Below are 20,480 nucleotides of genomic sequence, written 5' to 3' on the forward strand. Positions count from 1 at the left end.
GGCACCCCTTCGCCGATGTCAGCCGACCTTCAGGGTCAGAGCCGCGGTGTGCAGCTCCCCGCCGGCCCGGAACTGCAGGAACAGCCGCCAGTTGCCGGCTGTCGGCAGTTCGGCGTCGAAGGCCAGCCTCGGGCCGCCGTGGTCACCGTCGACGCGGGTGGTGGGGTGGAGGTGGGCGAACGCGGTGTCGCCCTCGTGGAAGGCGGTCAGGTGGGCGTAGGTGTCGAGGTAGGGCTGGAGTGTGGTGACGGGCCTGCCGTCCTTGGTGACGGTGACGGTCAACGGGTGGGACATGCCGGCCATCGGCTCACCCTGGACCGTGACGGTGTATCCGTCGACGCGGGCCCTGGCGGCCGCGGCCGGGAGGGGAGTTCGCTTCTCGGTACCCGGGACGGTGACGGCGCGGCTGAGGACGAACGCCGTGCCCTTGCCGGCACCGCCGTCGGGCGTGAAGGAGGCGAACATCCGCCAGGATCCGGGCGCGAGGGCGGAGAGGTCGGCCGTCCAGGTGCCGTCGGCCGCCATGGTGGGGTGGAGGTGCTGGAAGCCCGTCAGGTCGGTGCGGATGGCGTAGAAGTGCATGCGCTTGGTCTGGTCGAGGGCGAAGGCGGTGACGGGCTTCGCGTCCGGGCCGGTGACGGTGAACCGGTAGGCGGTCCGCTCACCGGCCGCCAGGGTCGCGTTCGGGCTGCCGAGCCGGTAACCGTCCTCGGCGCTCGCGAGGCCGTCGCCGCCGGCCATGTGGTCCATGCCGGGCATGTGGCCCTTCGAGGGTGAGTCCTTGGACGGCGAGCCGGTCGCCGCCGGGGACGTGGCCGCCGTGGCGCCATGGTCCATGCCTGGCATCGAGGAGGATTCGCCGGAGGAGCCGCAGGCCGCGAGGACGAGGGCGAGGGTGACGGCCGTTCCGGGTGCCACGAGGGCGCGTCGACGTACGGCGGGACGGGTTGTGAACATGGAGTCGGTCTTTCCGGGTGGGCGCACCACGCCGGGCGGGCGCGCGGGAGTGAGCAGGACACGTCGCCGGCTCCGGGAGTCCGGAGGCCGGGTCGGTCCTCTCAGGTCCGCGCGACGCCCACCTGGAGCAGGAGGCTTCGCCCGCCCGGCGGGGGTGGGCCGCGCCGTCCCGTCGGCCCGAGGAACACGGGCCGTCCCAGGAGGGCGGCGGCCGGTACGGCGACGAGGGCCGGCAGGCTGCCCGTCGGCAGGGGTGTCCGGTCGCGAACAGGCGTCGCGACGCAGGTGGTCCCGTGCGCCCCGGTCACCTCGGAAGCCTGGTGAGCCGCCGCCCGTGTCGACGTCGGTGTCACGGCGGAGTGCGTCGCCATCGCATCCACGGCGTCCGCCGGTGGCACGGCGACGAGGTCGTGAGGCTCGGCCATCGATCCGGCGGACGTCGCACCGTGGCATCCGCCGGCAGCGCTCGCCGGGGCTCCGTGCATGAAGAACAGACCGAGCAGGACCGCGCACAGGGTGAACAGCCGCATGCCGCCTCGCCTGTTCCGGTGTCCCTCGCCTGCCACGCCCGATCCCTCTCCCCGCGCCGTTCGGATGCGCGCTCGCGGGAGCGCGGCCTCGACCATACCCCGGGCCGGTATCCGCCGCAGGCCGGCGGAGGCTCGCCCTGGGGGTCAACCGGGCGGCCGGGAGACCGAGTCAGGGTCGCCCCCGGGTGGCGCCGCGATCACCGACCGCCCCCGGTCGGGCCGGTGGCGGTGGGGGTACCGGTGGTGGTGGGCTGTGGAGGACGATCCTCGGGGGCCGCGCCGTCCACCGGCGGTGCGGCCGAGGGCCTTGCCGCGAGTCGGGCATCGCGGCCTGTCGTGCGACCGCCGAACACGGCGGCGAGCACGAGCGCCATACCTGTCGCCTGCGGTGCTGTCAGCGCGTCCCCGGCCATGGTGACGCCGAGCAGGACGCCGGTGACCGGATTGAGCAGGCCCACGAGGCCCACGGTGGCCGCGGGCAGGCGCCGCAGGCCCGTGAACCAGGCGACGAAGGCCAGAGCCGTGGCGATCACGGAGGTGTAGGCGTAGGCGGCGAGGGCGGTCGGCCCCGTGGAAGGGGGCGCGCCCTCTGTCACCGCGGCGAAGGCCACGAGGATCAGACCACCGAAGGTGAGCTGCCATGCGGTGACCGACAGGACGCTCGGCCCCGGATCCCATCGCTTGCTCAACAGGAACCCGGCGGCGGAGACGAGCAGGGCGGCCACGGAGGCGAGGACCCCCACCGGCCGGACCTCGGCGCCGGGACCGCCCAGCATCAGAGCGACCCCTCCGAGGCCGACCACCGCCGCGACGAGTTGGGCACCGCGGGGTCGCTCCGCGAGCAGAGCCCACGCGCCCAGCATCAGCACGAGCGGCGAGAGCGCCATCACCGTCGAGGCCGTACTGGTGGGGAGCGTCTGCGAGGCCACGTAGACGAGGACGAAGAACGCGCTGGTGTTCAGCAGGCCCAGGACCGCGGACCGGCCCCACCACGCGCCCCGCGGCCGCTCACGGGCGATGACGAGCAGCAGGCATCCGGCGGGCAGAGCGCGCAGCGCGGCTCCCCAGAGGGGCTGCCCAGCCGGCAGGAACTCACGCGTGACGTAGTAGTTGGCGCCCCAGGCGACGGGGGCCACCGCGGTCAGGGTTGCCCACCGAAGATTACCTTCCATGGAAGCCATTATAGCTTCCTCGGAAGATATAGTGGCGTCGTGGAAGAAGACAGCCCCGAAGCACCCGACCATGTGGCCCGCATCCAGGCCGCCTGGCGTCGTGAACGACCCGACCTCGATGTCGCCCCTCAGGCCGTCATCGGCCGCCTGCACCGCCTGGCCGCGCTGCTCACGGAGGAGCTGTCCGTCGTCTACCGCCGCTACGGACTGGGCGAGGGCGACTTCGACGTCCTCGCTGCCCTCCGCCGGGCCGGCGAGCCCTACGAGCGAGCGCCGGGAGAACTGGCAGCCCACACGATGGTCACCACCGGCGCCATGACCAAGCGCATCGACCGACTGGAGCGATCGGGCCTGGTCACCCGCCGCCGCGCCGCCGACGACGGCAGGGGCAGAGTCGTCGCCCTCACCACGGCGGGCAAGGAACTCTTCGACCGCGCCTTCACCGACCACATCCACAACGAGCACCGCCTGCTGAGCGCCCTCGACACCGACGAGACCACGACCCTCGAGACCGTCCTCACGAACTGGCTGGGACGGCTGGAGTCGCCTTGATGTGCGGGGCAGGACCGGAAGGGCGAGGCTGTCAGCGGTCCTGACCCACCAACGGCAGAGAACAACCCGTTGACCTCAGTGCCGACCCCCGTCGAGGATCATCGACATCAGCTGTGCGTGGGTCTCGGGGTCGGCGGTGGCTATGAGGCCTCGGCCTGTCCGGTCCAAGGGGGCGCCGTCGATTCCGGTGACGACGCAGCCGGCCGCCCGGCAGAGAGCGATACCGCCGGCGAAGTGCACGCTCTCGGAGAGGTCACCCCCGTCGGTGATGTAGGCGGCGCGCTTGCCGGCTGCGACCCACGTCAGCGCCAGGGTCGTCGACACCACCCGGGGCCGGAATCCTTCGACGAAGTCGGGTCTGGCCAGCAGGTCGACGGCTCGGAATCCGGGGGCGTTGGGGAAGGGCGGGTCCAGGTTCACCTCCACGAGCCGTGTCGCGGACGTGGGCTCCAACGGGGTGTCGGCACCGTCGTGCCGTGCCCAGGCGGTCTCTCCGTCCGTGTGGAAGATCTCGCCGCTGAACGGATCCGCCACGGCGGCCGGCCCGTCGCGAAGCGCCACATTGACCGCCACCAGCGTGGTGCCGACGGCGTAGTTCAACGTGCCGCACAAGGGATCCACCAGCCACGTACGAGCAGTCCGCGAGGCACCGTACCGACCGCCCTCCTCGCCGAGGACGGCGTCATCGGGCCTGGCTGCGCGGATGACACCGAGAATGGTCTTCTCGGCCTCGATGTCGGCGGCCGTAGCGAAGTCGCCGCCGCCCTTGTCCAGACGGAACAGCTGTCGGCCGTACAGGGCGCGGACCACGTCGGCACCGACGTGCGCCGCGGCTATGGCGACACCGGCATCATCAGTGCTCTCGGGTGAGTTCGTCACGACGCCGAGGGTAACGGGCGCGGATCTGGCGGGACTTGCCCTCGCGGCGCTAGGCGGGACGGACCTCCACCGCGCGGACACCCGCGTCCACCTGCTCGATCGCGTAGATGACGGTCTGGCCCCGTGTCAGACGGTCGACGAACTTGAGGGACTGCGCCTGGAACGGGACATCCTCGTCACCGCCGTAGGGAGCGATGAGGCCGAAGCCTCCGACAGCGTCGAACGAGAGCACCCTGCCGGCCCGCAAATGGGTTCGCACACCCTCACCTCTTCGTCCCTGCTCTGTCGTCTTGTCGCTTTGTCTTTTCCGCGCAGGACTGTAGAGCACGCGTCGCCTCACGAACAGCACGCCAGGCAGTTGGGGGCAGCGGTTCGCTCATGGCGATCATCGCGCGACGACGCCGACGGGTCCGATCGGCTCGACCGGTCACATCCCACAGTCGGCCGGCCCCTTCCGCGTGCGGGTCGGCTCTCCCCGGCCGGTCGCCGGTGCTGCGGGCTGGGGAGCATCGCCGGTCAAGGCCCGCTGCCTGCGTCCGACTCCGGACCAACGCGATCACCTGTTCGCGCTCGCGGGCCATCGCGTGGCACGCCGTGAACTGCCGCTCGGACATCTGAGTTCCGGGATGATGCGGGTCATGGACGGTCTGGTGGGTGCCACCGACCAGGACAGGGGTCAGCTGGGCGAGACACCTCGGCAGACGCCGTTCGCCGTGGCCCTGCCGGGCGACTGGACCCGGTACACCGGCGACGCCCGTAGCGCGATGTACGGCTGATTCGCCGATCCGACGGCGCGTGAACGGTGCGACCCGCAGGGGCGCGACGACACCAGCCCTGGTGCCGGTCCTTGCCGGCTCAACGTCGCGCTGTTGCGCGGGGGGACAGTCCCTCCTCGTCTTCACCGCCACCCCGGGCACACAGACCGACGACAAGATCGCGCTGGCTCACCGCGCTGGGGACGGACCGGTTCGCCGCGGACCCGGGAGCATGCCGGAACCCTCTCCTCAGAGAGGCATCGAGACCGACGCCCCTTCGTACGGATGCGGTCAGAACCAATGCAGGCAGTGCGCAGGGCGGTCGGCGCGGAAGAGCGCGTCGGCCAGGGCCGCCGCGCCCGGGCGGTGGGCCCGGATGTGTCCGGCACGCACGAGGGTGCTCGGAGCGGTGCCGCCGAGGTAGATCGAGCCGAGGTCGCTGACGTCCAGGGACAGGTCCGCCTCGCGGTCCGTCGGAACGCAGTCCGCCTTGCCGTCCCGGACCGTGAGCAGGTACCGCTCCCGCTCACCGAGGAACAGGTCCTCGACGTCGAGGACGAGTTCCCCGTCCGTGAACCAGCCGCGCGTGGTCAGCGCCCGCGGGACGTCGAGGATCCGTACCCATAGCCAGTCTGTCTCGTGGCTCACCTCGCCCGCGCGGAAGTCCTCGAACTGCCAGCGCAACGGGTGCTCCGGCGGGAAGTGCTTGAACACGACCTGAGCCACCAGGTCGTGGCCGAGGAGGAACGTGGCCAGAGCGGCGAACGCGGCGTCGTCGATGGCGATGGTCTCGTCCACCGTCAACGTGGCGCCGTCACCGAGCGAGTAGCTCGCGTATCCGTCCGGGACGCCCTCGTCGTCACGGTGAACGGCGATGTACCGCGGCGCCGGAGAGATCGGCGGCTGCCCCGCTCCCGAGGCCCACCAGCGGTGCGGCCGGGACAGCGCACCCGGCTGCGCGCGACGGTAGCGGTCGTAGATCTCCTCCAGGATCGGGCCGCATTCGGCGCGCCGTATGACCTCGATGGAGCCCGGCGCCTCGGCCTCGGCCGCCCCGCGCCCCCGGGGTGCGACGAGAGCGGCCTTGTGGCGCGTCACCGACAGCCGGCGGGTGTAGGTGGACGGCCCGTAGCCGAACCTGCGGTAGATCCCGGCCTCGGAGGCGAGGAGCACGGAGAGGAACTCCCCTCGTGCCCGCAGCTCCGTGAGTTGTCGCCGCATCATCGCGCTGAGCAGACCCTGGCGTCGGTGCGACGGCACCACCCCCACGGCGGTCACCCCTGCCGCCGGGGCGAGGACCTCGCCGGGCAGGGTGAGTTCGAAGGAGTACGCCGCCGCGGTGCCGACGGGCCGGCTGTCCTCCGTCGTCGCGAGCAGTCCGCGATCCATTTCGAGCGCCGCCCACCAGACTCCGCCGCCGTCGGTGGGGGTCGCCGGGAATTGCCCGAACGCGGCATGGAGAGTGTCGACGAAGACGTCGAGGTCCTGGTCGGTCGTGGGACGGATCTCCATGACTACAGCTGCCTCCCCGGCCTGCGGACACCACCGGTCGTCGTGTCCCGCAACAGTGGAGCGACGGGCATCGCTCGGGTCAATCGTATGGCGGTCACCTGCGGGGCCGTTCACCGCCGTCCCGTGCCCGGGGGCGGCCCCCGCCGTGGTGGGACGCCCCCCGGGCACAGGGGTCTCGACTTCGGGGAACCGTCAGCGGCGCGCCAGCGCCAGGACGCTCAGACCGAACATCAGCACACCCAGCGGGAGATGGACCGACGGGACGTGCGCGATACCGAGGACGACCTGGATCGAGGCGAGGGCGAGGAAGCCCGATGCCTGCCCTATGTGCCGGGGCGAACCGCCGCCCGGCTTCCATGCCAGCACCGCCGCCAGCACGTACAGCATCGACGCCCCGTACATCACGCGGGCTCCGACGCTGTGCAGCGTCTCTCCGTACGGCGCGGTCAGCAGGATTCCCGCGGAGACGGCCTGGAGGAAGATGGTCAGGGTCTGCAGAGTGAGCGCGATCCGAAGAAACGAGAAGTGGTGTTGTGTCGTCGCCTGGGTGGCCATGCCACGGTCCCCTTTCCGCCCCGGGGGCGGTCGATCGATAAGGTCTCACCATCCCGACGACGCGGGACCGCGAAAGGTAAGGCCGGGGGGGCGGGTCAGAGGATGGCGACGGCTGGGGCGGGCACCGTTGAGACCGCGAGTGAGCGACGCCGGCTGATGAACATCGCCTACCGGTTGCTCGGCTCGGTCGCCGAGTCGGAGGACGCGGTGCAGGAGGCCTACGCGCGCTGGTACGCACTGCCGCGAAGCCGGCAGGAGGAGATCACGTCGCCCGGCGCCTGGCTGACGACGGTGACCGGCCGCGTCTGCCTGGACGTGCTCGGCTCGGCACGGGCCCGGCGAGAGCGCTACGTCGGCGCGTGGTTGCCCGATCCGCTGCCCGACCGTGCCGAATGGGACCAGGCGCCCGGACTCGACCCCGCGGACCGGATCGTCCTGGACGAGTCCGTGACCATGGCCTTTCTCGTCGTCCTGGAATCGATGACACCGGCGGAGCGGGTCGCGTTCGTCCTGCATGACGTCTTCCGGTACCCGTTCGCCGAGATCGGCGGGATCCTCGACCGGACCCCCGCGGCGTGCAAGCAGCTCGCGGCCTCGGCCCGCCGACGGGCACGGGACGCCCGCGCCTCGGTCGCGGCGGCCGTGCAGGCGGACGCGGTACGCCGGGTCAAAGAGGCGTGGGAGACGAAGGATGTCGCGGCCCTCGTCGAACTGCTCGACCCCTCCGCGGTCATGACCGCGGACGGTGGCGGGCTGGTCGGCACCGTCCTGCGTCCGATCGAGGGCGGCGCGCGCATCGCCCAGTACATGGTCGCCATCGCCGACAAGGCACCGGCGCTCGAACTGCTGGAGCGCTCGGTCAACGGGCGGCCGGGTCTGGTGGCCCGGAGCGGGGGCACGGTGATGACCGTGGCCTCGTTCGACCTGACCGAGGGGCGTGTGTCCCGGATCTGGGCGGTGCGCAACCCGGAGAAGCTGGGGCCGTGGCTGGTCGACAACAGGCCCTGAAGAGGGCGGACTTCACCTTCGGATCTCCTCACGGACGTGCGATAGGTTGCCCGCCATGACTGGACTCGGACCGGTGCCCTGGCCGCCCGCCCCCCTGAAGACCGAGCGGTTGGTGCTCCGCGAAGGCGAGGCCCGGGACCGCCCGACGTTCATCGACCTGTTCGCGTCGCCGGAGGTGGGCACGTACGTCGGTGGCGCTCGACCGTGTGATCAGCTCGAACGCGAGGTGCCCGAGGTCCCCGGCCGGCGTCCTGGATCCTTCGTGGTCGAGCTCGACGGATCGATGATCGGCATGATCACGCTCGATCGGCGCGACGCGGCGCCTCCGGGGCATGTCCGTTCTCATGCCGGAGCGGCCGAACTCGGTTATCTGTTCCTGCCGCGAGCGTGGGGGCAGGGGTACGGCACGGAGGCGTGCGCAGCGGTACTCGACTGGTTCACCGACACGCTTCCCGGCGAGCCGGTGGTGCTCACCACCCAGACCGCCAACATCGGTTCCCTGCGTCTCGCGGGGAAACTGGGATTCACGGAGGTGCGGCGGTTCGAGGAGTACGGCGCCGAGCAGTGGTTCGGCGTGCGGTCCCCGGTTCCGCGATCCGGCTGAGGGTCACGACGGTTGGTCTCCCCGGCGGTGTTCCGAGCCGATTCCCGTCCGCTTGGACATGCCGGACAAGGCGGGCCGGCAGGGCGCCCGACCGACTGCTCGGACGGAACAGCGAGAAGGCCCGCCGATGACAACCGGCGGGCCTTCTGCGCGACTTCGGGTGGCGGCGGCTCAGACGGCCGGCGCGTACTTCGGGTTGGGGCCGTACTCGTTCGGCTGCTGCTTGCCCTCGCTGGCGAGGAACACGATCAGGATGATCGCGCCGACGAGAGGAATGAGGCCGATGAGGATCCACCAGCCCGAACGGTCCGTGTCGTGCAGGCGGCGGACTGCCACGCCGAGCCCGGGAAGCAGGACCGCAAGCGAGTAGACGGCGCTCAGGATGCTCGTTCCGATGATCCTGCCCACGACCGCCAGAACGATCGCGATGATCAGGTTGAACAGGAAGAACATCCAGTATTCCTGTCGCCGAGCGCGACCGCTGAACACGGCGTACTTCTTCAGTACGTCTACGTACCAGTTCATTTCTCGTCCCCCAGGGAATCAAGGTAGGTGCTGAGCTACATCGAATCAGCCACGCTGACCGGAAGCCATGATCTTGGCGTGTGCGGTTCAAGCCGTTACCTTGCTGCGGCCGTTCAGTGATCGATCGCGCTCCCGCACCGTTCGGCGAGGTCGGCAAGGCGGGATGAGCCGACCCGTCCGTGCGACGAGGGCTCGCGGCACGGAGAGCCCGGCCGCACTGTCAAATCGTCGCGGAACGAACACGATCCGGTGTCCGCCCTTGCCACGGACCGGATCTTTGCCAGGGTGTTCGCGGCATCACTTGATGAACAGTGGGCATCAGACCGTCTGCACGTCACCTCTGCCCGAAGGAACTCGCTCGTGCCCGAATACCCCACCACGACGTGGATCTACTCCGTTGCCGTCTGCGGGGGCACGGTCGAGCACGATCGGTGCACCCGTTGGCACATCGTCAGCGAGCACGTCGACGGGCGCGACGACGCCTTGCGCTCCGCGGTCACCCACACACACGCCCGGGTCACCCGGCACGCGCAGGGGTATCCGCAGGCGGCCTGCCTGGCGTTCGAGCACCAGGAGGGCGGCGGCCCCTGCGCCGTATGCGTCACAGGGCGTGGCCCCTGCGCGGAGACGCCCGGTGGACCGCTGTTCCTGTGCGCCGACTGCACCACGGTTCTGGACCGGGCGCTGGGTCGCGACATGGCCCAACTCGGCCTCGCCTCACCCCTGACCGACAGCGCTGTCGTCTTCGCGTGACGGCACCCGGGCCGTGGCCCGTTCCGGGGTGCGCCCCAGCGGACCGCGGTCGGAGCCGGACGATGTCGATTCGATAGGCTGTGCGGGTGGACTAGGGGGTTCCGAATGTCGGCCAACTGGCTGTTGCTCATTCCCGTCGCCGCTCTGGTGGCGATCGCGCTCGGTTCCTTCGCTGTGCTGAGACTCCAGAGGGCCACCCTTCGGCACGCCGACCCCCGCTCGGCGACGTCACCGGCCGGCGGGAACGGAGCGGGCTTCCGGCAGTCACCGCATGAATCCCGCGAGGACTTCGTACGAAGGCACCGACAGCGCCCCGGCGTGGTCGCCGACGGCGAGACACTCGTCGACCTCTACGACCGCATCCGGGCCCTCGAAGAACGCGTCACGGCAGCCGAGGAGCGCGCGGCGGCAGCGGAGCGGGACTAGCGCCGGTACCCCGGACCCGTTGGCCAGATCGTCGCGCTCGCGATCGGGCTCTGACGGGTCACCCCCCCCGGCGACGCCGATCCGCGCGCCGCGAGACAGGTCTCGACGCATGCTGAGACGCGTACGGCCCCTGTCATGCGAGCCAGTTGTGCGGCGACTTGAGGACGACCACGGCGTTCGCGGCGACCGCGGACAGACGAAGTTGTCGGCAGCGATCGACGACCAGGACTGACGCTCGGCAGGCATCGCGACACCCTGGCGAGGACCTCTCCTGCGAGGACGACAGCGGGTTCACAGCGGGTGATCCGCCGCTGCATTCGGCAGGCAGGAGAAGTGGGCGGGTGCCGTCCGGCCTTCAGCGGTGACGCTCGCCGGAAGCCGCGCAGACCCACCCGGTTCGGTGCCGCGTCCGGTCGTACCAGCGGCGGTGCACCAGGGGTTCGACGGACAGGACGGCGGCGCCCGCCGTCAGACCTATCAGGAGGGCGGGCGGGCCGCCGCCGTTGAGGATCGCGCCGAGACAGGCAGCCGCGACGGCGAGCGGACGCAGCAGGGTCAGGGGGCCGAGGCCGATGACCATCGCGAGGGTGCCGGCGCGGAACGGCAGGGCGAAGTAGGCGCCGAGCGACAGCAGGACGGCGGCGGCGTACACGGTCAGGGGGATCAGGTAGCCGATGCCGCCGGCCGTGAGGGTGGCGTAGGTGTCGCGCCGGTCGTGGGCGGTCAGCAGCACGAGGGTGCCGACCAGGGCCGGGACGAGCAGCAGTGCGGACCCGACGGCCAGGCCGCGCAGGGCGGCTCGGGTGTTGGGCCGTTGCTTCCGGATGCGGGCGTCGCTTCCGGCGTACGCGCGGAAGCCGCTGAAGGCGGCGTCGACCAGCCCGAGGAGCACCAGTGGTGCGGCGGGCGTCATCGAGCGGCCCCTGCGAGGTGTTCCGGGCCGACGAGCCGGCGTGCGTCCCGCTTGAGCGCCTGGCGAAAGGCGGCTTCCAGGTGGGGACGCACTCCGATGACCGGGCGCAGGGTGGTGCAGAACGGGTTGGCCGTGGCGCGGGGCTCGTACAGGAGCGCGCGGATGCCCGGTTCTGCCGCGGCACGCAACAGGGTCTCGTCGCTGTGGGCGCGCAGTGCGGAGGCGACACCGTCGTGGCGTCCGAGCGGGTGGCGCATGCGGGCGCGGTGGAAAATCCAGGCACCGAGCGGTGCGACCGGGGTCCGGGCGATGTCGAAGTGGCAGTAGGCGTACGCCGGTGACGCGGCCTGCGCCTGGAAGAACTCGGTGAGGGCGGAACCACGGAAGTGGTGCAGCACCCCGGTGGAGACGTAGACGGTCGCGGCCTCGGGCAGAGCGAAGGCGTTGCCGTGGACGAAGGCGCAGTCGAGCCCTTCGGCCCGGGCCAGGCGCCCCGCCTCACCGACGAGCGCCGCGTTGAGGTCCACGCCGACCAGTTCGACGTCGGCGCCGAGGGCGTTGGTGACCGCCAGCCAACGGACCAGGTAACCCAGGCCGCAGCCGACGTCGACCAGCCGGTAGGGCCCGGAGTCTCCGGTGGCCGATCGGATCGCGGTGAAGAGCGGTCCGAGCACGTCGACCATGCGTTCACCGAGGCGCAGTTCCTCGCTCAGGCGCTGCAGTTCCGTGTGCACACGGACGAGGAGGCGGTCCACGGCGTGCGGGTCGAGTACGTCGTCCGGGCCCGCGGGCAGCGCCGCCACGATCCGGACCGCCCGCTCGTCGCCGTTCTCACGGAGCTGTCGGATCACCTCGGATCGCCGGACCGGGAGCCGGTGACCGCTGTGCGGGTCGACCGCGGTGATCAGGTCGGATATCTCGAGCTGGGGCACGAGCGGGAATCCTACGTCCTCGACCAGGTGGAGCCGGCCGGGCAGACGGCCTCGCATCCCGTAGTGCGTACGGCGTCCTGGCTCTCGCGGTCCTCGCGCTGGGACTGCCGACCGCACGCCCTCCTGACGGCTCCGCCCGGAGACGGCCGACGCACGGCTGAACGAGCGAAGCTTCCGCGTGTGCGGAGACGCGGGCGTGGCCTGCTTGACCGGCCCGGCGGGCCCCTGCACAGTCGGGATGCGGCGCCCGGCGGCGCCTCCGACTCGTCCGATGGGCCGGTCCGTCCAGGTCGGGAGGCGGCCCCGATATTCAGGAGCGACTGATCCGATGGTCCTCGACCTGCTCCTGATCGGTACGGCCATCACGCTGGGGCCGCTGCACAACAGTGCTTTCATCCTGCTGCTGTCCTCGCGGCGCGGCACCCGCCAGGGCCTCGCGTTCCTGTTGTCGTGGCTGGCCGACCTGATCGCGGTGATCGCCTGCGTGGTGCTGCTGACCGGTGGTCAGCCGCCGGCCCGTCACAGCACGCCCTCGACCGTCGCGGTCGCCGCGAAACTCGCCATCGGTGTGGCGCTGGTCCTGTACGGCGGGCACAGACGCCGTCGTCCGCCGCGACCGCACGGACCGCCCCGCTGGGCCGCCCGCATCGACGACGCCTCCCCGGCCACCGCGGCCGGCCTCGCCTGGGTGCTGCAACCGTGGGCCCTGGTCGGCGCCGGCGCCGCGACCGCTGTCGACGCCGACCTCTCCACTCTCGCGGACTGGCTCGCGCTGACCGGCTACTGTCTGCTGGCCACGCTCAGTCTCGTCGTCATGGAGATGTACACGGTCTGGGCTCCGACGGTCGCGAACGCCCGGTTGAGCGCCTTGCGCAGCTGGCTGGAGCACCACCAGGAGCAGCTGATCGTCACGCTGTCGCTCCTTCTGGGCCTGTGGCTGATGGCTCGGAGCATCTACGAACTGGCCGGCTGACCAGCACGGGCGCGGCGCTACGTCGGGACCAGCCAGCGACGGCCGTCGACCAGCTCGCGTGCCGCGTCGAGGTGGCCGGCGTGTGCGCTCGACGTCCAGCGCGCGGTGCTGAACCATCCCGAGGCAGTTCCATCCGGAGGGCAGCGCGGGCCGCCGGAGAGCATCGTCGTCGAGGCCGTCGAGAATGCCGAGGACGTGGCGGCGCCGGCCGTCCAGCACCTTGAGGAGCGAGGAGACCTCGCTGTCGGCGTCCGGGTCGCTCATGCAGTCGGTCACGGCCGTCACGGGTCCCTGATGGCCCACGCCCACGCCAGGAGTTCCCTGCGTTCCGGGAGGCCCGGCCGGCGTGGCACCGGCCCGGGCTCTGAAGTGACCGGCGGCCGACAGGGGTTGACGATGCGCAGGGCTATGCGCGGGATATTGACGGGTCCGCGGACCGTGGCTACGTTCGGGAGCGCTCTCAGTCAACTCACATCGCTCACAGCGCTGCAGCGGAGTTACGGAGTATCCCCCCATGAAATGCACCAAGGCATTCGTCGCCACGCTCCTCGTCTCGATGACAACGTTATCGGGCGGGGCGCTCGACCTGTCCGCGGCCGGGTCCGCGGCCGCCGCGACGGCGGTGTGCAACACGTTCTGCGACGCCCGGGATCCGGCCTTGAGCGGTCAGGACCGGCAGCCCGTCACGGTCACCCTCCAGTCCCGCTCGATCACCCTGCACTTCGACGACACGGACGCGATGGGCTGGGCGTCCATCACGAAGGGCGCGGCGGGTGACGAGGTGTGGCTCGACCGTTCGATGGACGGTGGCCGGACGTGGGCGAGCGGCAGCAAGCTCGGCGACACCCGCGTTCCGGGCGGCGACACCGGCTGGCGCACGCTGATGTACAACGTCGACGACTGGAGCACCCAGGGCGTGGGTGCTCTGCGGGCCTGCGGGCAGGTGGCCGGGAGCATCGCCTGTACGGGCTGGGCGCGGACGACCTGGAACGCCGGCGACCGGCGGACGGCCGCGGCCACCGCCCTGATGATGTCGTTCGACCGCACGACCAAACTCTTCGGCGGAAACGGCTGGTGGACCAGCGCCAACGCGTTGACGGCGATCATCGACAACGCCCGGGTCAGCGGAATGGGCAGTTACAAGTACGCGATCGCCGACACCTACGACAGGAACATCAACGCCCAGGGCGGCAATTTCACCAACGAGTACCTGGACGACACCGGTTGGTGGGGTCTTGCCTGGGTGGACGCCTACGACATGACGGGTGACAGCCGCTACCTCGCCACCGCCCGCGCGGACGCCGACCACATGTACGCGAACTGGAACTCCACGTGCGGCGGCGGTGTCCGCTGGAACACGAACGGCAACTACAAGAACGCGATCACCAACGAGCTCTTCCTGTCGCTGACATCGGCACTGCACAACCGGATCGCCGGTGACACCTCGTACCTGAACAAGGCCAAGGACGAGTGGGCCTGGTTCCAGAAGAGCGGCATGATCAACGGCGACCACATGATCAACGACGGACTGACCGACTCCTGCGCCAACAACGGCCAGACCGCGTGGACGTACAACCAGGGCGTCGTGCTCGGCGGCCTGACCGAGCTCTACAGGGCGACCGGTGACGCGGGCCTGCTCGACTCGGCCCGAACGCTCGCCAACGCCTCCACCGTCAGGCTCCAGTCGGCCGGCGTACTGCGTGAACCGGGCGAGGGCGACTCCTGCACGGGCGACGGTCCGACCTTCAAGGGTGCGTACGTCCGCGGCCTGGGAAAGCTCAACAAACAGCTGAGCGATCACCCGTACGCGTCGACGCTGAGCAGCTGGGCGAACTCCGCGTACACCAAGGACCGCAACACCCTCGACCAGTACGGCCCGCACTGGGCGGGCGGCAACGGCAGCAGCGACTACGGGTGTCAGGCGAGCGTGCTCGATCTGCTCAACGCCGCCGGCTGACCGTCGGCCTCAGTCGTCGAACCGGGAGATGCTGCGCACGATGCGCAGCATCTCCTCGTTGAGCAGGTGTTCGTTCGCGGTGGCGAGCGTCTCGTCGGGCAGCAGATGACGCAGGATCACGACGCCGATGAAGAGCGACAGGACGAGCTCGGAACTGAGGTCGGCCTCACCCTCGGACGTCTCGCTCCGGTCGGCCCGCAGGGCCCTGCTCAACCGGCCGACCGCCGTCAGCAGGCCCTCGCGCCGCAGACGCTCGGCGACCGGATCGGGGCCCGCGTTGCGCAGCATCAGCATGATCGGGTGTTCCCCACCGTACTCCGACCAGTCCCGCTCGTTCAGGCCCGCGAGCATGGAGGCGAACACCTCGGACGCGGACTCCTCGACCGGCCTGCCGTCTTCGTCGGAACCGTCGAAGAGCGAGTTCGATTCGTCGAGCACCGCGGCGAAGAGGCCGTCCTTGGACCCGAAGTAGCGGTTGATCAGGGCGACGTTGACGTGGGCGTCCGCGGCGATGGCGCGCATCGTGGTGCGCTCGTATCCCATGAGCGTGAAGCGGCGACGCGCCGCGCGCAGCAGGTCGGCCCGCGTCCTGGTGGCGTCGCGGGGCCGGGAGGCGGGAACGGCGGCGTCGGCATCCATGGCTCCATCCTCCTATACGCCGGCATGTAAACAACTGTTTGCATGCCCGGCCGGACCGCCGCTAGGGTGATGTAAACACTCGTTGACTTAGGGGTCCGGATGGAACGTGACGCGATGACCGACGAGTCGGTCGCGCAGAAGACGTCACCTGTACGCGCGTATCTGGAGATCGGCGCCGTCGGTCTGGGCGCGCTCATGGCGTCGCTCACGCAGACACTCGTCATTCCCGTGCTCCCGGTGATCTCCAAGGACATCGGGGCGTCCACGACCCAGACGCAGTGGCTGCTCACGTCGACGCTTCTGGTCGCGGCGGTGTCCGTGCCGGTGGTCGGCCGGTTCGCGGACATGGTCGGACGCCGGCTGATGCTGGTCTTCAGCCTGGGCGCCCTGGCCCTCGGGTCCCTGATCGACGCCCTCACCACCGACACCACGCTCATGATCGTCGGGCGGGCCCTCACCGGACTCTCCGCCGCGTCGATCCCGTTGGGCATCAGCCTGTTGGCCGCCGTCCTCCCCGTCGACCGGCGGTCGTCCGCCACGGCCCTCATCAGCGCCATGCTCGGCATCGGCAGCGCGCTGGGTCTCCCACTGGCGGGCCTGCTCGCCGACAACGTCGACTACCACGTGCTGTTCTGGATCGGCGCGGTCGGCGCGGTGCTGAGCCTCGTGGCGATCCTGGCCCTGGTGGGCGAACCCCGGCAGACGAGCACCCGGTCCGTCGACCTGCCCGGCATCGCGCTGCTGACCTCCGGGCTCGTGTGCCTCGTTCTCCCTTTGTCCCAGGGCGGAACCTGGGGCTGGGGCTCTCTGCGCACGATCGGCCTCCTGGTGGCCGCCGTCGTACTCCTGGCCCTGCTCGTCCGGGTCGAGTCGAGGTCGGCGGCACCCGTGGTGAACGTGCGCGCCCTGGCGAATCCCCCGATCGCCATGACGAACGTGGCGAGCCTCTTCTTCGGCTTCGCCCTCTTCGCCAGTTTCGTGGGCACGGCCAACTACGTTCAGGCGCCCGCCGCCACCGGCTACGGGTTCGGTTCCTCGGTGCTGACGGCAGGTCTGTGCCTGCTGCCCAGCGGTCTGCTGATGCTGCTGCTGGCCCCGGTCACGGCGAAACTCAGCACCCTGTGGGGAGCGGGCCGGGTGCTGTTCCTGGCGGGCCTCATCGTCGCCGCCGGACTGATCGCGAGAATCTTCTTCGTGGACAGTCTGTGGCAGATCGTCGTCGGAACGGCGATCATCGGCGCCGGATCAGGCATCGGCTACGCGACGTTGCCGACGCTGATCAACACCTACACCCCGGCGACCGACCTGGCCGCGGCCAACGGCATCAACGCCCTCGCGCGATCGCTCGGGAGCACCCTCGCCAGCGCCGTCGGCGGGAGCATCCTGGCCTCGATGACCATGGCTCTCGGCGGTTTCGAGATCCCGTCGCTCAAGGCGTACCGCGTGCTGTTCGCCATCTGCGCGGTGGCCGCCGTCGCCGCGGCGCTCCTCGGCCTGATCGCGTCCCGCACGAAGGTTCCGCAGGAGCACACCCAGCCCGTGGTCGAGACCGTCTGACCCGCCCGGTCGGGCGCGGCCCCGATCCACGGGCCGCGTCCGACCCGCTCCAGCGCATGGAGCTGTTCCGGGTGGCGGTGCTGGGCGCCGACCCCGAACGCTTCCCCACCCTGGCCCGCTTCGCCCGGGACGTCCGCCCCCTGGGAGTGGATCGCGGAGCCGCGTTCGAAGAGATCCTGGCCGCCCACCTGGCCCACGTCGAGGCGTCGATCTGACCGTCCCGCGCTCGCGCGGGGACCAGGAGGGCGGCATCCGGGAGGCGGCCGTGCTGTGGACCTGTCCTCTCGTCAGCGCTCGTAGACGCCGGTCAGCCGGCCTCGGGCGAGGACGGGTGCGGTGATGGCGGGCAGCAGGGTGCGGGGACGGGTCCGGTCCACCGACGTCGCGGCGGACCCGCTGTCCACGACCGCCGCGAGGGCGAAGAGTTGGAAGGTGTAGTGGTGCGGGCCGTGGCCCTTCACGGGCGCGGGTCCGTGGTAGCCCCGCCCGATGGTGGACTTCAGCAGTCGCACTCCGGGGGCGGGCTGCCCCGTGTTGAGCGCACCGGCTTCCAGGTGCCCCACATCGGGGTCCACCAGTGCGAGACAGTGCACGGCCGGCTTCCCGACCGGGACATCGATGTCTTCGTGGACGAGGAGGAGTTGCCGCGTCCCGGGCGGCGGCGGGGTCCAGGCGAGGTGGGGTGACAGGTTGTCGCCGCCGGCGTACTTCTCGGCGTGGGCGACGGGCATGGCGTCACCGTCGCCGAACTGGCGGCTGGTGAGGGTGAGTACGTCGGAGCCCTGCAGGTTGGGCAGGTTCCACGCGGTGTGGGTCTCGCCCGCCCTGCGGTTGATGAGGAGTCGGCCGAGCAGGCTCATCGCGTCTCCTCCACCATCGTGACGACCTCCGCGGTGGTGGCGGTCTCTCCGAGTCTGGGGAAGACGCGTTCGACGCTGTGGCGGTGTGCGTCCGCGGCGGGGTCACTCATGGCGTCGGTGGCCAGGACGACGTGGTACCCGTGGTCGGAGGCCGACCGTGCCGTCGACTCGACGCCGGAGCTGGTCGAGATGCCCGCGAGCACCACCTGGGTGACGCCCAGGTCCCGCAGCAGGGTGTCGAGGCCGGTGTCGTGGAACGCGCTGCGCCGCCGCTTGGTGATCAGGTGGTCGGTCGGACGGACGTCGAGTTCGTCGATGAGGTCCGCCCAGCCGTCCGGCAGCGCGAACGTGCTCGCGGACCCGCTGTCGTCGGTGCGTCCTGGCGCGCGGCCGGTGACGTTGACCAGAACCACGGGAAGGTCGTGCTGCCGGAACACGTCGGCCAGGCGGGCCGCCCGGGCCACGGCCGCGGTGACCGCGGAGTCGGTGTGGGCCGAGACGATCCCTTTCCGCAGATCGATCACGACCAGTGCGGCCGTGGGGTCGAGGGTTGTCAGTGCCATGGGTCTTCTCTCCTGCGGAGGTCGGCTGGTCGGTCGCTGGGGCGGCTGGGGCCGGCCTCAGCCGCTGGTGGACCTGTCGGATCGACGAGGTCGGACCTCGCCGGTCGTGGCGGTGTGCGCCGTGGGCGTCCCGGCGGTGGAGCTGGCCCCGCGCAGCAGGGACGCGACCGCGGCGAGGAAGGCGAGGGTGGCGCCGAAGGCGAAGACGATGACCAGGCCGGAGTGGAACGGCCCGGCTATCAGGCTCGGGAAGAACTCCCGGCCGGTCAGGGCCTGTTGCTGTGCGGCGGTCAGGTGGGCCAGGGCGCCGGTGGGCTGGAGGAGGTGCTGGATCGGATTGACGCCCAGTTGGGCGGCGAACAGGGACGCGACCGGGGGCAGGCTGCCGACCTGGCCGGCCACGTGAGCCGACACGCCCTGCTGCTGGAGTCCGGCGGTGAGGGTGTGCGGAAGGCTGCCGGCCAGTCCGGCGATCATCAGGGAGAAGAACACACCGATGGAGACGGCGGTTCCGGAGTTCTGGAACGTGGCCCGCATGCCCGAAGCGACTCCGCGCAGCGGTGCGGGAACGCTTCCCATGATCGAGGAGGAGTTGGGTGAGGCGAACATCCCGCTGGCGATGCCGTTGAGCGCGATCAGCAGCGCGAAGATCCAGTAGCTGAAGTCGATCGGCAGGAGCATCAGACCGAGGAAGGTCGCCCCGAACAGCAGCGCGCCACCGGTCGCGAGCCCGCGGGAGCCGAACCGGTCGGAGAGGTAGCCGGAGACCGGGCCCGCGGCGAGGAATCCGGCGGTGAGCGGGAGCATGAAGATGCCGGCCCACAGTGGGGTGTCGGCGTAGTCGTAGCCGTGCAGCGGGAGCCAGATGCCCTGGAGCCAGATGATCAGCACGAACTGCATGCCGCCTCGGCCGATCGAGATGGCCAGACCGGCGAGATTGCCGAAGCTGAAGGCCCGTTGACGGAAGAGGCTCAGCTGGATCATCGGCGCCGACGTGCGGTTCTCGATCGCGACGAACGCCACCAGCAGGGCCAGTCCCCCGACGACGAGCAGATCGACGAGGGGGTTGGTCCAGCCCATGGTGTGACCGCCGTAGGGCTGGAGGCCGAAGGTGACGGCGATCAGGACGGCGCTCAGCCCCACCGCGAAGGTGATGTTGCCCCACCAGTCGATCCGGCCGCCGCCGCGCTTGCCGGTCTCGCGCAGGGTGCGGTAGGCCCACACCGTGAAGAACACGCCCACGGGCACGTTCACCCAGAACACCGCCCGCCAGTCCCAGGCCGCGAGCAGTCCTCCGGCGACCAGGCCGATGAACATGCCGGCCAGGGCCGCCACCTGGTTGATGCCAAGAGCGAAGCCGCGCTGTTCCTCCGGAAAGGCGTCCGTGAGGATCGCCGCGGAATTCGCGGTCAGCATCGATCCCCCGACGGCCTGCAGCACCCGCCAGGCGATCAGCCACATCGCGCCGTGCCCTCCGTCGAAGGGATCGAAGGACAGCAGGATCGAGGCGAACGTGAAGACGGCGAACCCGGCGTTGTAGATGCGGACGCGGCCGTACATGTCCCCCAGGCGGCCGACGGTGACCACGAGGACGGCCTGGACCAGCCGGTACCCCATGATCATCCACAGCAGGAAGGCGATGTTGCCCGGGGCCAGCGGGTCCAGGTGCACGCCGCGGAAGATCGCCGGGAGGGCGATCAGCACGATGGAGCCGTCCAGCGCGGACATGAAGACGGCGGCGGTCGTGTTGGACAGGGCCGTCCACTTGTACCGGTCCCCGGGCGGTCGGACCGGGGCAGGCGTGTTGGGGGTATCCGACATCAGGTCGCTTCCTCGATGGTCCGGTGTCGCGATGTCG

General features: G+C 70.7%; 23 protein-coding genes and 2 pseudogenes. 10 read left to right on the top strand and 15 right to left on the bottom strand.

The window, feature by feature from the left end; translation table 11 throughout:
- Positions 1-18: 18 nt before the first annotated feature.
- From B0675_RS41650 to B0675_RS37475, 3 genes are all read right to left on the bottom strand, one after another.
- Entirely contained in the window at positions 19-957 is a 939-nt protein-coding gene (locus B0675_RS41650; RefSeq protein WP_081224239.1) for a hypothetical protein, read from the bottom strand.
- Positions 958-1,058: 101 nt separating this feature from the next.
- Positions 1,059-1,523 carry a hypothetical protein gene (locus tag B0675_RS37470; protein ID WP_241540147.1) on the bottom strand — a complete coding sequence of 155 codons (465 nt, stop codon included), beginning with the start codon at positions 1,521-1,523 and terminating at the stop codon, positions 1,059-1,061.
- A 161-nt stretch (positions 1,524-1,684) separates the two neighbouring features.
- Positions 1,685-2,659, bottom strand: a complete 975-nt coding sequence (locus tag B0675_RS37475; RefSeq protein ID WP_081224576.1) for a DMT family transporter — start codon at positions 2,657-2,659, stop codon at positions 1,685-1,687.
- A gap of 39 nt (positions 2,660-2,698) precedes the next feature.
- On the opposite strand from B0675_RS37475, the gene B0675_RS37480 reads away from it, so the two are divergent.
- Complete coding sequence (locus B0675_RS37480) at positions 2,699-3,211, top strand: MarR family transcriptional regulator (protein WP_081224241.1); 513 nt, start codon at positions 2,699-2,701, stop codon at positions 3,209-3,211.
- 75 nt (positions 3,212-3,286) lie between these two features.
- On the opposite strand, the gene B0675_RS37485 is transcribed toward B0675_RS37480, so the two are convergent.
- Both B0675_RS37485 and B0675_RS37490 read right to left on the bottom strand, forming a co-directional pair.
- Complete coding sequence (locus tag B0675_RS37485; protein ID WP_081224242.1) at positions 3,287-4,090, bottom strand: inositol monophosphatase family protein; 804 nt, start codon at positions 4,088-4,090, stop codon at positions 3,287-3,289.
- Positions 4,091-4,139: 49 nt separating this feature from the next.
- On the bottom strand, positions 4,140-4,349 hold the full coding sequence (locus tag B0675_RS37490; protein ID WP_179165546.1) for a cold shock domain-containing protein: 210 nt from the start codon (positions 4,347-4,349) through the stop codon (positions 4,140-4,142).
- Positions 4,350-4,728: 379 nt separating this feature from the next.
- Here B0675_RS37490 and B0675_RS41655 point away from each other — a divergent pair, with 379 nt between their 5' ends.
- A complete protein-coding gene (locus B0675_RS41655; protein ID WP_179165547.1) occupies positions 4,729-4,866 on the top strand; it encodes a hypothetical protein in 138 nt (45 codons plus the stop codon).
- A 270-nt stretch (positions 4,867-5,136) separates the two neighbouring features.
- On the opposite strand, the gene B0675_RS37495 is transcribed toward B0675_RS41655, so the two are convergent.
- Positions 5,137-6,357 (bottom strand): GNAT family N-acetyltransferase, encoded by a 1,221-nt coding sequence (locus B0675_RS37495; protein WP_081224244.1) that lies wholly within the window; start codon positions 6,355-6,357, stop codon positions 5,137-5,139.
- A 192-nt stretch (positions 6,358-6,549) separates the two neighbouring features.
- Entirely contained in the window at positions 6,550-6,912 is a 363-nt protein-coding gene (locus B0675_RS37500; RefSeq protein ID WP_081224245.1) for a hypothetical protein, read from the bottom strand.
- A gap of 102 nt (positions 6,913-7,014) precedes the next feature.
- Here B0675_RS37500 and sigJ point away from each other — a divergent pair, with 102 nt between their 5' ends.
- Together sigJ and B0675_RS37510 are read left to right on the top strand one after the other, a co-directional pair.
- Positions 7,015-7,920, top strand: a complete 906-nt coding sequence (gene sigJ, locus B0675_RS37505; RefSeq protein WP_081224246.1) for an RNA polymerase sigma factor SigJ — start codon at positions 7,015-7,017, stop codon at positions 7,918-7,920.
- Positions 7,921-7,975: 55 nt separating this feature from the next.
- On the top strand, positions 7,976-8,524 hold the full coding sequence (locus B0675_RS37510) for a GNAT family N-acetyltransferase (RefSeq protein WP_081224247.1): 549 nt from the start codon (positions 7,976-7,978) through the stop codon (positions 8,522-8,524).
- A 171-nt stretch (positions 8,525-8,695) separates the two neighbouring features.
- On the opposite strand, the gene B0675_RS37515 is transcribed toward B0675_RS37510, so the two are convergent.
- The gene (locus B0675_RS37515) at positions 8,696-9,049 is read right to left on the bottom strand and encodes a DUF805 domain-containing protein (protein WP_081224248.1); all 354 of its coding nucleotides are present in this window, start codon (positions 9,047-9,049) and stop codon (positions 8,696-8,698) included.
- Positions 9,050-9,409: 360 nt separating this feature from the next.
- On the opposite strand from B0675_RS37515, the gene B0675_RS37520 reads away from it, so the two are divergent.
- On the top strand, positions 9,410-9,802 hold the full coding sequence (locus tag B0675_RS37520; protein WP_081224249.1) for a hypothetical protein: 393 nt from the start codon (positions 9,410-9,412) through the stop codon (positions 9,800-9,802).
- Positions 9,803-9,907: 105 nt separating this feature from the next.
- Positions 9,908-10,228, top strand: coding sequence for a hypothetical protein (locus B0675_RS37525; protein ID WP_081224250.1), 321 nt, complete (start codon positions 9,908-9,910; stop codon positions 10,226-10,228).
- A gap of 355 nt (positions 10,229-10,583) precedes the next feature.
- Here B0675_RS37525 and B0675_RS37530 read toward each other — a convergent pair whose 3' ends face one another.
- Both B0675_RS37530 and B0675_RS37535 read right to left on the bottom strand, forming a co-directional pair.
- Positions 10,584-11,141 (bottom strand): hypothetical protein, encoded by a 558-nt coding sequence (locus B0675_RS37530; protein ID WP_081224251.1) that lies wholly within the window; start codon positions 11,139-11,141, stop codon positions 10,584-10,586.
- Entirely contained in the window at positions 11,138-12,130 is a 993-nt protein-coding gene (locus tag B0675_RS37535) for a class I SAM-dependent methyltransferase (protein ID WP_241540149.1), read from the bottom strand. The genes B0675_RS37530 and B0675_RS37535 overlap by 4 nt, the downstream gene beginning before the upstream one ends.
- Before the next feature lie 271 nt (positions 12,131-12,401).
- Here B0675_RS37535 and B0675_RS37540 point away from each other — a divergent pair, with 271 nt between their 5' ends.
- Complete coding sequence (locus B0675_RS37540) at positions 12,402-13,046, top strand: GAP family protein (RefSeq protein WP_081224252.1); 645 nt, start codon at positions 12,402-12,404, stop codon at positions 13,044-13,046.
- A 93-nt stretch (positions 13,047-13,139) separates the two neighbouring features.
- On the opposite strand, the pseudogene B0675_RS42635 reads toward B0675_RS37540, so the two are convergent.
- Positions 13,140-13,562, bottom strand: a pseudogene (locus B0675_RS42635) (DUF664 domain-containing protein); the annotation flags it as partial.
- A 40-nt stretch (positions 13,563-13,602) separates the two neighbouring features.
- Here B0675_RS42635 and B0675_RS37550 point away from each other — a divergent pair.
- Positions 13,603-15,003 carry a glycoside hydrolase family 76 protein gene (locus B0675_RS37550; RefSeq protein ID WP_081224578.1) on the top strand — a complete coding sequence of 467 codons (1,401 nt, stop codon included), beginning with the start codon at positions 13,603-13,605 and terminating at the stop codon, positions 15,001-15,003.
- 9 nt (positions 15,004-15,012) lie between these two features.
- On the opposite strand, the gene B0675_RS37555 is transcribed toward B0675_RS37550, so the two are convergent.
- A complete protein-coding gene (locus B0675_RS37555) occupies positions 15,013-15,642 on the bottom strand; it encodes a TetR/AcrR family transcriptional regulator (protein WP_081224253.1) in 630 nt (209 codons plus the stop codon).
- Positions 15,643-15,756: 114 nt separating this feature from the next.
- Between B0675_RS37555 and B0675_RS37560 the strand changes: the two genes are divergently transcribed.
- Positions 15,757-17,199, top strand: a complete 1,443-nt coding sequence (locus B0675_RS37560; protein ID WP_081224254.1) for an MFS transporter — start codon at positions 15,757-15,759, stop codon at positions 17,197-17,199.
- A gap of 56 nt (positions 17,200-17,255) precedes the next feature.
- Positions 17,256-17,414 (top strand): annotated as a pseudogene (locus B0675_RS37565) (TetR/AcrR family transcriptional regulator); the annotation flags it as partial.
- A 72-nt stretch (positions 17,415-17,486) separates the two neighbouring features.
- On the opposite strand, the gene B0675_RS37570 reads toward B0675_RS37565, so the two are convergent.
- Genes B0675_RS37570 through B0675_RS37580 form a run of 3 tightly spaced genes read right to left on the bottom strand, consistent with a single transcriptional unit; the run spans position 17,487 to position 20,443 of the window.
- Positions 17,487-18,059 carry a YbhB/YbcL family Raf kinase inhibitor-like protein gene (locus B0675_RS37570; protein WP_081224255.1) on the bottom strand — a complete coding sequence of 191 codons (573 nt, stop codon included), beginning with the start codon at positions 18,057-18,059 and terminating at the stop codon, positions 17,487-17,489.
- Positions 18,056-18,622 carry an isochorismatase family protein gene (locus B0675_RS37575; RefSeq protein ID WP_081224256.1) on the bottom strand — a complete coding sequence of 189 codons (567 nt, stop codon included), beginning with the start codon at positions 18,620-18,622 and terminating at the stop codon, positions 18,056-18,058. Before B0675_RS37575 ends, B0675_RS37570 begins: the two co-directional genes overlap by 4 nt.
- A 57-nt stretch (positions 18,623-18,679) precedes the next feature.
- Positions 18,680-20,443, bottom strand: coding sequence for an MFS transporter (locus B0675_RS37580; protein WP_081224257.1), 1,764 nt, complete (start codon positions 20,441-20,443; stop codon positions 18,680-18,682).
- Between the last annotated feature and the right edge of the window lie 37 nt (positions 20,444-20,480).

The organism is Streptomyces sp. M41(2017), assembly GCF_002078175.1.
Classification (GTDB): Bacteria; Actinomycetota; Actinomycetes; order Streptomycetales; family Streptomycetaceae; genus Streptomyces.

Bases quoted from the DNA above. Each gene is read 5' to 3' on its own strand.
- B0675_RS37535 (WP_241540149.1), bottom strand. From the start codon at position 12,130: ATGCGAGGCCGTCTGCCCGGCCGGCTCCACCTGGTCGAGGACGTAGGA.
- sigJ (WP_081224246.1), top strand. From the start codon at position 7,015: ATGGCGACGGCTGGGGCGGGCACCGTTGAGACCGCGAGTGAGCGACGC.
- B0675_RS37575 (WP_081224256.1), bottom strand. From the start codon at position 18,622: ATGGCACTGACAACCCTCGACCCCACGGCCGCACTGGTCGTGATCGAT.
- B0675_RS37555 (WP_081224253.1), bottom strand. From the start codon at position 15,642: ATGGATGCCGACGCCGCCGTTCCCGCCTCCCGGCCCCGCGACGCCACC.
- B0675_RS37510 (WP_081224247.1), top strand. From the start codon at position 7,976: ATGACTGGACTCGGACCGGTGCCCTGGCCGCCCGCCCCCCTGAAGACC.
- B0675_RS37475 (WP_081224576.1), bottom strand. From the start codon at position 2,659: ATGGAAGGTAATCTTCGGTGGGCAACCCTGACCGCGGTGGCCCCCGTC.
- B0675_RS37530 (WP_081224251.1), bottom strand. From the start codon at position 11,141: ATGACGCCCGCCGCACCACTGGTGCTCCTCGGGCTGGTCGACGCCGCC.
- B0675_RS37500 (WP_081224245.1), bottom strand. From the start codon at position 6,912: ATGGCCACCCAGGCGACGACACAACACCACTTCTCGTTTCTTCGGATC.
- B0675_RS37560 (WP_081224254.1), top strand. From the start codon at position 15,757: ATGACCGACGAGTCGGTCGCGCAGAAGACGTCACCTGTACGCGCGTAT.
- B0675_RS41655 (WP_179165547.1), top strand. From the start codon at position 4,729: ATGGACGGTCTGGTGGGTGCCACCGACCAGGACAGGGGTCAGCTGGGC.
- B0675_RS37580 (WP_081224257.1), bottom strand. From the start codon at position 20,443: ATGTCGGATACCCCCAACACGCCTGCCCCGGTCCGACCGCCCGGGGAC.
- B0675_RS37550 (WP_081224578.1), top strand. From the start codon at position 13,603: ATGACAACGTTATCGGGCGGGGCGCTCGACCTGTCCGCGGCCGGGTCC.
- B0675_RS41650 (WP_081224239.1), bottom strand. From the start codon at position 957: ATGTTCACAACCCGTCCCGCCGTACGTCGACGCGCCCTCGTGGCACCC.
- B0675_RS37540 (WP_081224252.1), top strand. From the start codon at position 12,402: ATGGTCCTCGACCTGCTCCTGATCGGTACGGCCATCACGCTGGGGCCG.
- B0675_RS37515 (WP_081224248.1), bottom strand. From the start codon at position 9,049: ATGAACTGGTACGTAGACGTACTGAAGAAGTACGCCGTGTTCAGCGGT.
- B0675_RS37525 (WP_081224250.1), top strand. From the start codon at position 9,908: ATGTCGGCCAACTGGCTGTTGCTCATTCCCGTCGCCGCTCTGGTGGCG.
- B0675_RS37495 (WP_081224244.1), bottom strand. From the start codon at position 6,357: ATGGAGATCCGTCCCACGACCGACCAGGACCTCGACGTCTTCGTCGAC.
- B0675_RS37570 (WP_081224255.1), bottom strand. From the start codon at position 18,059: ATGAGCCTGCTCGGCCGACTCCTCATCAACCGCAGGGCGGGCGAGACC.